The organism is Rhodococcus sp. PAE-6 (genome assembly GCF_025290685.1).
Lineage (GTDB): Bacteria > Actinomycetota > Actinomycetes > Mycobacteriales > Mycobacteriaceae > Rhodococcus > Rhodococcus pyridinivorans.
Genome location: NZ_JAOCLZ010000012.1, coordinates 79,037 through 91,655, shown reverse-complemented (window position 1 = coordinate 91,655; position 12,619 = coordinate 79,037). Strand labels below are relative to the sequence as shown.

The 12,619-nt window shown below is 70.2% G+C and carries 6 protein-coding genes and 2 pseudogenes; 3 read left to right on the top strand and 5 right to left on the bottom strand.

Features of this window, described 5'->3' with window-relative positions:
- Window positions 1–7: 7 nt before the first annotated feature.
- On the top strand, window positions 8–1,432 hold the full coding sequence (locus NVV99_RS21035; RefSeq protein WP_024103652.1) for an aldehyde dehydrogenase family protein: 1,425 nt from the start codon (window positions 8–10) through the stop codon (window positions 1,430–1,432).
- A 111-nt stretch (window positions 1,433–1,543) separates the two neighbouring features.
- Here NVV99_RS21035 and NVV99_RS21030 read toward each other — a convergent pair.
- Both NVV99_RS21030 and NVV99_RS21025 read right to left on the bottom strand, forming a co-directional pair.
- Window positions 1,544–2,340 (bottom strand): annotated as a pseudogene (locus NVV99_RS21030) (SDR family NAD(P)-dependent oxidoreductase).
- 148 nt (window positions 2,341–2,488) lie between these two features.
- Window positions 2,489–2,785 carry a chorismate mutase gene (locus NVV99_RS21025; RefSeq protein WP_019288919.1) on the bottom strand — a complete coding sequence of 99 codons (297 nt, stop codon included), beginning with the start codon at window positions 2,783–2,785 and terminating at the stop codon, window positions 2,489–2,491.
- A 319-nt stretch (window positions 2,786–3,104) separates the two neighbouring features.
- On the opposite strand from NVV99_RS21025, the gene NVV99_RS21020 reads away from it, so the two are divergent.
- Entirely contained in the window at window positions 3,105–4,130 is a 1,026-nt protein-coding gene (locus NVV99_RS21020; protein WP_041803641.1) for a hypothetical protein, read from the top strand.
- Window positions 4,131–4,316: 186 nt separating this feature from the next.
- A pseudogene (locus NVV99_RS21015) lies at window positions 4,317–5,495 on the top strand (acetyl-CoA C-acyltransferase); the annotation flags it as partial.
- Window positions 5,496–5,561: 66 nt separating this feature from the next.
- Here the strand turns inward: NVV99_RS21015 and NVV99_RS21010 are convergent.
- From NVV99_RS21010 to NVV99_RS21000, 3 genes are read right to left on the bottom strand one after another with little or no spacing between them, the layout of a single operon-like run.
- The gene (locus NVV99_RS21010) at window positions 5,562–9,788 is read right to left on the bottom strand and encodes a TIGR02680 family protein (protein ID WP_024103655.1); all 4,227 of its coding nucleotides are present in this window, start codon (window positions 9,786–9,788) and stop codon (window positions 5,562–5,564) included.
- Complete coding sequence (locus NVV99_RS21005) at window positions 9,785–10,930, bottom strand: TIGR02678 family protein (protein ID WP_024103656.1); 1,146 nt, start codon at window positions 10,928–10,930, stop codon at window positions 9,785–9,787. The genes NVV99_RS21010 and NVV99_RS21005 overlap by 4 nt, the downstream gene beginning before the upstream one ends.
- Window positions 10,927–12,456: a DUF2397 domain-containing protein gene (locus NVV99_RS21000; RefSeq protein ID WP_024103657.1), complete on the bottom strand. Its 1,530-nt coding sequence runs from the start codon at window positions 12,454–12,456 to the stop codon at window positions 10,927–10,929. Before NVV99_RS21000 ends, NVV99_RS21005 begins: the two co-directional genes overlap by 4 nt.
- Between the last annotated feature and the right edge of the window lie 163 nt (window positions 12,457–12,619).

Genomic DNA, 12,619 nt, shown 5'->3' with positions numbered 1-12,619 from the left:
GAGCGATATGACCGACATTCTCGACCGCACGAAGATCTACATCGACGGGCAGTGGGTGGACTCCGACGGCGCCGGCCGCATCGAGGTCGTGAACCCGACGACCGAAGAGGTCGTCGCCGCGGTCGCCGAGGGTGCCGCCTCCGATGTCGATCGGGCGGTCGCCGCAGCGAAGGCGGCCTTCCCGGCCTGGTCCGCGCTCAGTGGTGCGTCGCGCGCCGCCTACCTGGAGAAGGTCTCCTCGCTGGCGAACGAGCGTGCCGACGAACTCACGAGCGTCGTCTCCCAGGACATGGGGATGCCCGCTCACTTCGCGCGTGCCATCCAGGTCGGGATGCCGCTGAAGAATATTGCCGCCTATGCGTCGCTGGCCGGAACGTACGACTTCGACGACCAGGAGATCGGCAACGCCCTGGTCGTACGCGAACCCATCGGGGTCGTCGGGGCGATCACCCCGTGGAACTACCCGCTGCACCAGGTGGTGCTCAAGGTGTTCGCCGCGCTCGCCGCCGGGTGCACCGTGGTGCTCAAGCCCACCGAGGTCGCGCCGCTGGTGACCTACGCGCTCGTCGACATCGTCGACGAGGCCGGCCTGCCGCCGGGCGTGTTCAACCTCGTCAGCGGTTACGGACCGGTCGTCGGCGAGGCCATCGCCGCACACCCCGACGTCGACATGGTGTCGTTCACGGGCTCGACGCGTGCCGGCAAGCGCGTCTCGGTCGTCGCTGCGGAGACGGTGAAGAAGGTCGCGCTCGAACTCGGCGGCAAGTCGGCCAACATCATCCTCGACGATGCCGACCTCACCGCCGCCGTCACCGAGGGTGTCGGCAAGTGCTTCCTCAACTCCGGCCAGACCTGCACCGCCCTGACCCGCATGCTCGTCCCCGCCGACCGTCTGCAGGAGGCCACCGCCGTCGCCGAGCAGGTCGCGCGGGCCTACACCCTCGGGCTGCCCGACGATCCGTCGTCGAAGCTGGGCCCGCTCGTCAGCGGCACGCAGCAGGCACGCGTGAAGGCGTACATCGACAAGGGCGTCGAGGAGGGGGCCGAACTGGTGCTCGACGGACGCGAAACCGAGTTCACCACCGGCTACTTCGTCGGCCCGACCGTGTTCACGAACGTCGCGCCGGAGATGACGATCGCCCGCGAGGAGATCTTCGGGCCGGTGCTGTCGATCATCGGATACCAGGACGAGGACGATGCGGTGCGCATTGCCAACGACAGCGAGTACGGCCTGTCCGGTGGGGTCTGGTCGGCCGACCCAGCGCGAGCGGAGGCCGTGGCCCGCCGTATGCGCACCGGTCAGGTCTACATCAACGGCGGCGCCTTCAACACCGACGCACCTTTCGGTGGTTACAAGCAGTCGGGTATCGGACGCGAGGCCGGTGTCTTCGGGCTCGAGGAGTTCCTGGAGATCAAAACGATCCTGCGCTGACGGCGGTGCCGTCGAATCTTGCGCTGACGGCGGTGCCGTCGAATCTTGCGCTGACGGCGGTGCCGTCGAATCTTGCGCTGACGGCGGTGCCGTATCGTTTCGTCGGACCGGTCAGTAGTAGACCGCGCCGGGTATGCCGCCGCCCACGGCGATCGCATCGCCGGTGATGCCGATGCTGCGCGGGCTCGCGAGGAACGCGACGACGTCGGCGACCTCGCTCGCGTCGATGAGGCGGTTCACGGAGTTCTTCGCGATCTGCCGTTCCAGTTCGGCTATCGGCGTGCCCGTCTCGGCGGACTCCTCGGCCAGTCGCGCCGCCAGCCGTTCGGTGCGGGTGCGGCCGGGTGGACCACGGTGACGTTGATGCCGTGCGGGCCGAGTTCGTCGGCGAGGTTCTTCGTCACGGCTGCAACGCTGACGTTCCGGACCGTCTGGGCGATGGAGTTCGCGCTGCGCGCGCCGAGCCCGCTGATGTTGATGATCCGGCCCCAGCCCTGCTCGATCAGGTAGGGGGCGACGGCGCGTGCGGTGCGCAGACAGCCGAGGATCTTGATCTCGACTTCGTTGCGCACGATGTCGTCGGTGGTCGCGGCGAAACTCGTCGGCTTGTCGGCGGTCCAGGGTGTGGGGGCGGAGTTGACGAGGATGTCGACGCCACCGAGTTCGGCGACGGCCCGCGCGACGAGTGCGTCGACCGAGGCCTGGTCGCTGGTGTCGGTGGGCACGGGAACGATTCGTCGCCCGGTCTCCTCCGAGAGGGTCTTCGCCGCGATGTCGAGATCGGCCGCGGTACGGGCCGCGATCACCACGTCGGCACCTTCGGTGGCCAGTGCCCGCGCGATGGCGTAGCCGATGCCGCGGCTACCGCCGGTGACGATGGACCGCTTGGCAGCGAGTCCGAGATCCATGCTGCCTTGTCCGTTCTTCGGGGATGTCCCGACGGTATGCCGACAGGGGAGCGGGCGGCCACATTTGCGACCGGCGTGATGCGAAGCGGTGGACGGCTACGGCGACGGCCCCCGCACCATGTGGTGCGGGGGCCGTCGGTGGTAGGTCTCAGGCCTTGCGGGTGCGGCCGAGGCGCAGCAGCGTCATCGCGAGCGTGCTGCCGTCGGTGCCGAGTTCGGCGAAGCGTCCCATGACGGCCATTTCCTCGGCCTGTGCTTCGCGGCTGGCGTCGGTGCCCTTCGCGGATGCGCCGGCGCGCTGAACGAGCTCCGAACGCCGCTTGATCACCGCGAGCAGCTGAGCGTCGAGCTCCTTGATCTGCTCGAACAGCTCCCCGAGCTCTGCCTCGGCCGACGAAGCTTCGCCGACGGACGCAAGGCCAGGCGAATCAAGCTGGACAGTCATGCAGACTCCTCCGGTCTCGTCTGAATCGTCACAGATTGTGTCGTGCTTACACCTATAGGTGTTACCGACACGTAGGGAAAAATTCTCGCGAGATTCTCCCATGCGCGTCCTGTTCCTTCATAAACGGCCGTGACCTGGTTCAACACCCTGATGGCCGGGGGGTATGTTAATTGTCACACCGACCGGTGCCAACTCGTGTGTCCGTCGGTGACGCCGCGCCCGAAGGGTCCGCATCGGGTCCGCCGCTCGAGGTAGCGTTCCGGCCGACCGGCAGGGCCGAGGACGTCGGGGCTCCTCGGTGCACCTGGAGGGGAGACCGATGCGACGACCTGTTGTCCCGTGGGGTGGGCGCGGCACGGAGGCTGCGACTTCCGGTACCGAACCGACTTCCGGTACCGAACCGACTTCCGGTACCGAACCGACTTCCGGTGCCGAACCGACTTCCGGTGCCGAACCGACTTTCGGTGCCGAACCGACATCCCACATCGAACCGCCGAGCGAATGGCAGCACGGCACGCGCAATCTGCACGTGTACGCAGCGGCCGGTGCGGCGGTGCTCGTGGCGATTTTCGCCGCGGCCCGCGGAGCGAGCGCGTGGGGCACCGATTCGGTGGGCGCCGACCGCTTCTATTCGATCCTGGCGGTGCTGATGCTGCTGACGGCGGCCTTCGGCGCCACCTTCTGGTGGCCTGCCGGATCTGGGGCCCGGCGACCGTCGTCGTGGCCTCCGAGCCGCACACCGCGGTTCCGGTACGTCGAGACGGCCCATCGCGGCAGTACCGAGATCGCGGGCCGTCGCCCCGTCTTCGGTCTGCTGCTCGCGATGGTGCTGTGCGGGACGTTCCTCTCGCTCGGCGCAGCCGTGGAGATCGTGGTCGGGAACGAGGGTCTACCTCTCGTGGCGCTGGTGCTGGCGCTCGTCGCCGGGGTGTGTCTGGCCTTCCTCGTGGAGGTGGCACTCGGGCGCATCCGGGCCGGTTCGCTGGTTCTCGGGCCGGACGGGATCAGGCTGCGCGGCTGGTTCGTGGAGTCCTATCTGCCGTGGGTGTCGGTGCGGGGTCTTCGTGCGGTCGACCGGGGGTTCCCGGAGATCTGGATCGAGGGGCACGGGTCGGCGGCGTGGGCGCGTCGGCGCACGAGTCGGGTGTTCCCCTTCGAGCGCCTGCCGTCCGAGCCCCGGATCGAGGTGGACTCACGGCATCTGGCCGTCGATCCGGTGCAGTTGTACCGTTTCCTCGAGTTCTACGTGGAGCACCCTCGCCACCGCCGTGAACTGGGCACACCGGCGGCTGCGGAACGTCTCGCGGAGGGCCCTCCGTTCACCGTCGACGACGAGTGGAAATAACGTAGTCCGTATTGCAGAATGGCGTTTCCGTTCCCGTTCCTGCAACTCGTGTTCGGACCTTCACAAGTGCGGCACTCGGTGCCGTAGCATCGAGTCAGACGCTTCGGGAGGACGCCTTCCCGAAGATCTGTGCGCTCGGCGGTGCCGGCGCGTGGACCCCAGGTGTTCGACCAGATTGGACGAGAAATGACCGCTCCGGAACGCATCGTCATCGTCGACGGCGCACGCACCCCCGTCGGCAGCTTCGGCGGCGCACTCAAGGACGTACCCGCGCACGAACTCGGCGCCACCGCGGTCCGCGAGGCGCTGCAGCGCGCGGGTGTCGCAGGTGAGGACATCGACGAGGTTGTCATGGGTTGCATCGGCCAGGTCGGTGCCGACGCCTACAACGCCCGTCGCGTCACCCTCGCCGCCGGACTTCCCGTCTCCACCCCGGCCCTCACCGTCAACCGCCTGTGCGGCTCGGGTCTGCAGGCCGTGTGGTCCGCAGCCCAGGAGATCCGTTGGGGTGCCGCGGAGATCACCGTCGCCGGTGGCGACGAGAGCATGTCGCGCATGCCGTTCTACGACTTCGGTGCCCGCAACGGTTACAAGCTCGGCAACCGCGAGCTCGTCGACGGCACCGTCGGCATGCTCACCGATCCGTTCAGCGGACTGCACATGGGCGTCACGGCCGAGAACGTCGCCCGCGAGTACGGCGTCAGCCGCGAGCAGCAGGACGAGTTCGCCCTCGAATCGCAGCGCCGCGCCGCCACCGACGCCGCGAAGGCCGCCTTCGCCGAGGAGATCACCCCGGTCGAGATCGGTGGCCGCAAGCCCGTCACCGTCACCGAGGACGAGCACCCCAAGCCCGACACCACCCTCGAGGTGCTCGGCAAGCTGCGCTCGGCGTTCATCAAGGACGGCACCGTCACCGCCGGTAATGCCTCCGGGATCAACGACGGCGCTGCCGCGCTCGTCCTGGCCAGCGAGTCGGTCGCCCGTGAACGCGGTCTCGGTGCCTCTGTCGTGCTCGAGTCGGTCGTCACCTCGGCGATGGAGCCCGAGCTGATGGGCTACGCCCCGACCCTCGCCCTGGTGAAGCTGTTCGAGCAGAACGGCCTGACCCCGGCCGACATCGACACCGTCGAGCTCAACGAGGCCTTCGCCTCGCAGGCCGTGGCGGTGGCGCGCGACGCCAAGCTCGACCCGGAGAAGACCAACCCCTACGGCGGTGCCATCGCCCTGGGCCACCCGGTCGGCGCGACCGGCGCGATCCTGACGCTGCGCGTCGCCAAGGACCTGATCCGTCGCGATCTCGAACTCGGCGTCGTCACCATGTGCATCGGTGGCGGACAGGCACTCGCCGCGCTGCTGCGCCGCGTATCCTTATCCGGGCAGGTTTCGACGGACCGACCGGGTGGGGCGCGATCCGTATCGCTCCCACCACTGTCATGTCTGCAGCTCGGTGAGCGGTCGGAGTTGCCGGACGCGCCCGTCCCAGTGCACGCGGGTCGTCACGGCCGCGCCGTCGGCGAGTCGCCGGACCTCGTAGACGTCGAGCTCGGGCACCTCCGGCACACAACCCCACAGTGCGTGCCCGGTCATGACGAAGTCGATATCCTGCCGTACGAGCAGACCCATGAGTTCACCGATCGTCGGGTCGTCGATCTTGGCGAACGCGTCGTCGAGCAGCACGAGCCGCAGTGCGGTGCCGGTGTCGGGTAGGCCCGAGAGATAGCCGTCCGCCGCCGCGAACAGCGCCACGTACGACACGAATCGGGTCTCACCCTGGGATATCTTGGCGCGCGCGGAGATCCGCCTCTCCCGGTCCGGTTCGGGGCCGAGGATGGTCACCTCGACCTCGTGCCAGCGCCGGTAGTCCAGTGCCTGCGACAGGTGCTGCGCGTAGCCGGCGGACGGATCGGCGGTGTGGGCGGATTCCACCCGGCGCCGCAGCATCCCGACCAGTTCGGACGCATCCTCGGGTGACCGCTCGGTGGCGGTGAGCAGCTGCGTCAGCCGCGCCGCGTCGGCGTCCTCGCCACCGGGGCGCCACTCGATCCTCACGCCGATCCCGTGCGTCGTGCGGCTGTCGGCGAGACTGTCGTTCATCGCGGCGATCACCTGTCGTGCCCGCTCGATCCGCCGGCGCAGTTCGTCGGCCACACCGCCGAGCACGAATCCCGTGAACACGTCGTGTTCGCGTTGCGACAGTGCCCGCCGGCCGTCCTCGACCTGCCGGGTCAGGGTGGCCGAGACACCCGCGGGCGTGGTGTCGTCACCCGCCCCGGCGATCCGGACGCGATGGGCGCCGTGCGTCACCGTGTGCTCGATGTCGAACCGGGCCGTGAGGTCGCGGTCGAACTGTTGCAGCGCGACGAGCATCGCGTTCTCGTCGACTCCCGTGCGTGGCGGCAACGTGGCCAGCAGGGTGCGGGCCACGGAGAGCACGTGATCCGGATCCTCGAGGTGGACGGGAGGCAGAACCGTCCGGGCAGAGGCGGAGTCCGACTCCGGATCCTCCTCGAGTGCGCCGCGTAGTTCGGGCAGCTGCAGGTGAGCGGCGAGCAGTTCGGCGGCCGCGGCGAGTTCGCGACGGTCGCGGTCGAGCCGTTCGCGTGCGGCAGCACATCGCTGCAGCACCTCGGCGACGGCACGGCCGAGATGGTCGCGATGGGCGACCGTGCGCCGGAACTGTTCGTCGGCGCGTGCCCGTTCGGCCTCCGAGTCACGCAGTTCCTGCGCCAGGTCGGCGGCGTCGACGTCGACAGCGGCGGTCTGGGCAGCGACCACCGCGGCCTTCGCGTGCCATTCGTAGCGGCACGATTCGGCGATCTCCTCCGAGTCGATCCGCTCGGCGGTGGCCTGCACGCACCGTTCGGCGGCATCCGTGAACCGGACGTGGGCAGCAAGGACGTCACCGAGATCGCGTGCCAGCTCGGTGCACAGTGTCTCTGCGGAAGCGCATCCGGCGACCAGCGCCTCGAGTTCCGGAACATCGCCGGGCACGCCGAAGTACTCGCACGCCGTGCGGTGGGCGTCGAGCTCGGCGGTCCAGCGAGCACGCAGTGTCGTCGCCCGCTCACGCAGTTCCACCGCGGTGTTCGCTGCGGACCGCACATGCGCGTACGCGTGCCGACGTCGTTCGAGCGCGGAGCGCAGGGCGTGCGAGGTCGGCGCGGTCGACAGGTGCGCGTCGATCTTCGCCCGCCGGTGCGCCGCGTCGGGATAGTCGACGCGCAGCTGTTCCACCGCCAGGTCGATCCGGGTGAGTTCGGCGCGGATCTCGTCGAGACGCACCCGCCGTGCCGCGGTCGCGGCCTCCCGGGCCGGCCTGCCGATGCAGCCCGGGGTCTCGGCGGTGTGGCGCCCACGCAGAACGCCGTTGTGCCAGCGGCCGTCCCGCGAGACGGAGGCCACCGCGGTGGCGTCCTCGAATCCGATCGTGTTGAGGACCGCCTCGACCGCCGGGCGCGGCACGTCGGCCTCGGGGTCGGGACGCAGGACCGTCGACAGGGGCTGCGCCGGTGGTTCACCGCGCGGCGAGACGAGGACCTGGCCGCCCAGTGCACGCAAGCGGCCCTCGCCGTCGACCGTGGCGGTGAGGAAACCCGCGGAGAGCAACGCCGCCTCGATTCCGGCGCGATCGTCGTCCCCGAGGGTGTCGACGAACTCGACCGCCCGCCACAGCGGGACACCGTCGGTGCGCACGTGCCAGGGTGCCTGTTCCGGTCCCTCGCCGATCGCGTCGAGTGCCGCCTGTTCCCGGACGAGGTCCTCGCGCGCGGTCCGCGCCTCACGTTCGCGGCGCTCGCGATCGGCCGGGGCGCCGACGAGGTCGCTCAGAGCGGACCGAGCGGCAGCCGCGGGCAGCGAATCCAGCTCGGCGAGTGCCGAATCGACGTCGACGTCCTCGGAGTCCGTGTCGCCGGCGTCGGTGGGGGACGAGTCGATCAGTGCGTCGAGTCGCGTGGACAGTCGGCGCATCAGGATGACCCGATCCCGATCGAGTTCCGGCAGCAGAGCCGTCGTGCGGTCGGCGGTGATCCACTCGCGCCACCGGTGCTGCAGACCGGCGGCGGCCGCACCGACACCGGCATCCGTCTCGGCGGCCTCGACGGCACGCTGCTCGGCGTCGCGGGCCGCGCGGTCGGCCGCCGCCTCGGCTTCCCGGACCGCATGCGCGGCGGCGTCGAGTCGACGCGCCTCGAGCAGTCGCCGACCCGCCTGGTCCCGCCGGCGACGGGTCGCCTCAGCGGCACGCAGGATCGCGCCCCGGACCTCGTCGACGTGCCCGGCGTCGAGGGAGACCGTCGCGACCACCGGCCGCACCACCTGCTCGGTGGTGTCGTCGATGCCGGTGCGCACGGGCTCGAGCACAGCGGGTGGACGGTCGGCGGAGAAGTGCAGCGTGGTCGGCGCGGTGTCGTGCGGAAGACCCACCGACAGCAGGTCGCGACCTACCGTCGCAAGCCGTCTCGCGGCACGCGTGACCGAGCAGGTCAGTTCGTCGAGGAGGCGGGCCGCGTGGTCGGTGTGGCGCCGTTCCTGCAGGCGGCTGCGATCGGCGGCGGCGGTCGCGTGCTCAGCGGCGCGGCGGAGCGCATCGACGGCGAGCTGGCGCTGCGCGAGATCGTCCGCGGACCGGAACATCTCGTGGGTCTCGAGTCCGCGGATCGCGCGGTCGAGTTCGGCGACCTGGTCGCGGCGCTCCTTCAGGCGGGTGTCCACGGCGGCGGCCTGCGCGTCGAGGTCGGCCGCCTCGGCTTCCGCGACGGTGAGTGCGCGTCGCGTCTCGACGACCCGCTGCGCGAGGTCGCGCGCGGTCTCGGCGCCGGCGCGCAGCAGATCCGCAGCGTACTGCCGGTACACCTCGTGGAACCGCAGCACGTGTGCGTGCGCCGCTTCGAGACGGACCTGTTCCTGGCGGGTGTCACCGAGCAGGTCGAGGCGACCTCCCGCTTCGGCGAGCATGTTCTCCGTCAGCGGTGGCAGCGCATCCGACAGGATCTGAGGGAGGCGTCCCTCGTCGATGCGGTGGCCGACATCGGGTGAGCGCAGGGTGTGCAGCAGTTGCAACAAGCCGTCGTAGCGTTCGCGTCCCGTCTCCGCGTGCAGGCCGAACACCGACTTCCGCACGGTCTCGCGATGCCGCTCCGGATCACGGGTGAGGTTGTCGGCACCGACGAGTTCGGCGAGTCGCTCCCGCGAGAGCGGGATGCGGGCGTCATCGACGAGGTGCAACTCGGTGCCGACACGCAAAGGTGTCGTGAAGAAGTGCACGTCGCTGCGACGGGCGTCGGCGCGGTGCCGGACCTGCGCCCCGACGGTGAGATGTCCGCTGGGGCGCGCCAGTTCGAGCCAGAGATAGCCGACACGGTCGGTGGTGTCCGAGGCCCCGGTACGCATGAGTTCGTCGAGATCGACCTTCGCGGCGCCCGTCGCGTCCATGCGCCTGCGGTCGGCGTCGAGCAGGAAGGGCAGCAACATCTCGAGGGCGCGGGACTTCCCCGATCCGTTGGTGCCGCGCAGGATCATCCGCCCACCGGACAGGACGAACTCGACGTCCAGGTAGTGCCACACGTTCACGATGCCGGCGCGGTGGAGACGCCAGCGATCCGGGAAACGGGGTGGAGAGTTCTCGTCGAGGGCGGACGGGTCGGACGAGTGGGTCATCGACACTTGCTTTCGGCGGGGACGGGGCGGTAGCGGGCGGCGGGTGCGGTCAGTTCGAGTCCGTTCTCGTGCGGGCGCGCCAGCCCGAGCCGGAAGAGCAGAGCGACGACGTCCCGGCGCAGGAGCGCGAAATCGCGGACATAGATGCTCTTCCAGGTGCGGGAACGCGCGGCGGCGAGATCGGCGAGAACCGAGTCGAGGGTGTGCGCGTCGACGTGCAATGTGGTCGCCGCCGAGTCGCCGAACCGTTCGGTGAGTTCGGCCAGGAGCAGCAGGCTGGCGTGCTTCAGGGTGCCCGACCCCGGGAACGCCTCGTCGGTGAGCACGCCGGCCGGGTCGTACGCGAGCGCGCCCTCGGCACGCACCTCGAGCACGAGGCCGAAGTCGTTCTCCAGCATCCGGGCGAGCTCGTGCCGGTCGCCGGCGAGGATCGTCGCCGACTCGTCGTCCAGTTCGTCGCGCGCGACGAACGGGTCCTCGACGAGCCTGCGGTACAGGCGGAGAGCGGCGGGTTCGTGCTCGTGACGTGCGAGTGCCGCTGCGGGACCGGGCATCCCATGGAGGGGAGTGTCGAGCAGCTGGGAGAGCAGGTCGCGGTGGACGTCGAGATGCGGCCCGTCGCCCCTCACCTCGTCGCCACTCACCTCGTCCCCGTGACCGGACTCGGCGATCACGCCCCATTCCTCGAGGACGCGCAGGGCCGCAGCGAGGTTCCGCTCCTCGGACACCGGGTCGCCGAACACGATCCCGTTCTCGCGCGCATCGGCGCGCACCTGCTCGAGCAGGTCGTCGACGGACACCCTCTCGCCGGTCCCGGGTTCGAGCAGTGCCGCGCACACCAGCGCGAGACACGCGTAGGTGATCGCGCCGAACTCGGTGCCGTCGGCGTGGCGGAGCGCCCGGTGCGGTGAGGTGGGCCCGAGCGGTGCCTTGATCAGACGGGCGAAGGTCGGTTCGACGACGAGCCGGTATCCGAGGCGGTCGGCGAACATCGACTTCAGGGCCGGGGCGTGGCGCCGAACGAGGTCGAAGGTCTCCCGTTCGCTCGCGGCGGTGACGATCGGCTGTTGCAGCAGCGCCCGCGCCGCGTCCCGCCGACCGGAGACGTCCCCGGACACCGTGCTCGCGTACGAGGTGCTCATGGCGCCGCCGCACTGTGATCGAGCGAAGCCGTGACCGACGTGCGCAACGAGAAACCGTGCACGGTGAGATCGCCGTCGGGGGAGTGCACCACGGTGTCGGCGCCGGGCTCCGCCGTCAGCGACAACCCGAGATCGGGATCGTCCACCTGCACCGGACCGTCGGTGGTGAGGTGGCCCGCGAGCGCGGCGGCGAGGACGTCGAGCAGGACGTCGCGCGCCTCCGCCGACAGGTCCGCTCCGTGCAGATCGCCCGCCGCACTCAGTTCGGCGACGGCGTCGGAGCGGCGGCGCGACTCTCGCCGGGCGAGTTCGTCGGCCCGGACCCGGCCGGGCATCGAATCGGGGAGTCGGCCGACGGCCCCGAGGGACGTGTGGTCGCCGCGTTCGCGCAACGACACGGGCACGACGACGGGATCGGCCCGCCACCACGACATGCCTGCACCCACTCGCGGGTCGGTCTCGTCGGGGCCGAGCAGCAGGTGCCGGCTCGGGAAGGCACCGAAGGTCGCGGCGAACAACCGGTGGCCCTGCTCGTCGGAGGACTCGGTGAACCACCGGGCCAGGCGCAGGAGATCTGCGCGGTGCGAGAAGCCCGGTGTGCTCGCCATGATCCGCCGAGTGCGCACGAGCAGCCGGTTCAGCGCCTCCGCCGCTGCCTCGCGCATGCGGCGCGGGCCGGCGTCCTCGGCGTACCACTGCGCCAGTTCGTCCCAGTCGGTGCGACGGCGACCGGGGGACCCGGGCACGGTGTTCGGCAGGCCGGACTCGCGCAACGCGGCGAGCAGGGAGTCCAGACGCGGCCTGATCCGGTCGAGCCTGCCGGCGACGAGAGGGGCGAGGCGCTCGACGTCCGAACCGATGACGTCGACGTAGTCGAGGAGCAGGTTCTTGGTCTCCGCGTAATCGTCGACCGCCCCGGCGCGTTCGCGATCGGATGAGTGTTCGGGACGGCCGGAGTGCTCGAGACGGCTCAGGATCTCGGCGAGGTGCGAATAGAAATCGGCGACGCTGTCGGTGAACATCCGGTGGTGCGCGAACAGGGCGGTGACGTGGGCGGCCAGCTCGTCCCGATCGGGCACGTTCCCGTCGTCCACCAGCAGCTCCTCGATGCGGGCGAGCCCGTCCGCGACACAACGGAGCGACACGCGTGCCACGCCGCGCACGTCGTCGGAGGTGGAGAGAAGCCTGCCGGTCTCGCGGTGCACCCGCAGCCCGGCCGGTGTCGGCCGGTATCGGGCACGGACCTCGGTCGAGGCGGTCTCGGGAGCGCTCCGCCGGTGGGAGCCGCCACCGTCGGTTCCGCCGCTGGTGAGTGCGAGATTGCCCCACCGGACCAGGCTGCGACACCGGGCATCGACGACCGCGATGTCGAGCGCCACCCCGCGCCGCGCACACGAGACCGCGATATCGTCGGCGGACAGATCGGCGAGCAGGAGGTCGGTGAAGCAGTCCATCACCGCGAGGTACTCGTCCGCTTCGTCGGCGACGAGATGACGGAACAGGTCGCGACCGATGTGTTCGCCCATCCGACCTCTTCTCCCGAGTGCTGACGCCGTACGGACAGACAGGCTAGCCCGGTGAACGCCGAGCGGGGCGGACGAGTTCACCGGGTGCGCGCACGGGCTGTGGAGAGGCAGGCCGGAAATCGGCAGGACACCGCGCGGATTCGTGCCGTGCCTCACTCGCGTT

Bases quoted from the DNA above. Each gene is read 5' to 3' on its own strand.
- NVV99_RS21035 (WP_024103652.1), top strand. From the start codon at position 8: ATGACCGACATTCTCGACCGCACGAAGATCTACATCGACGGGCAGTGG.
- NVV99_RS21025 (WP_019288919.1), bottom strand. From the start codon at position 2,785: ATGACTGTCCAGCTTGATTCGCCTGGCCTTGCGTCCGTCGGCGAAGCT.
- NVV99_RS21020 (WP_041803641.1), top strand. From the start codon at position 3,105: ATGCGACGACCTGTTGTCCCGTGGGGTGGGCGCGGCACGGAGGCTGCG.
- NVV99_RS21010 (WP_024103655.1), bottom strand. From the start codon at position 9,788: ATGACCCACTCGTCCGACCCGTCCGCCCTCGACGAGAACTCTCCACCC.
- NVV99_RS21005 (WP_024103656.1), bottom strand. From the start codon at position 10,930: ATGAGCACCTCGTACGCGAGCACGGTGTCCGGGGACGTCTCCGGTCGG.
- NVV99_RS21000 (WP_024103657.1), bottom strand. From the start codon at position 12,456: ATGGGCGAACACATCGGTCGCGACCTGTTCCGTCATCTCGTCGCCGAC.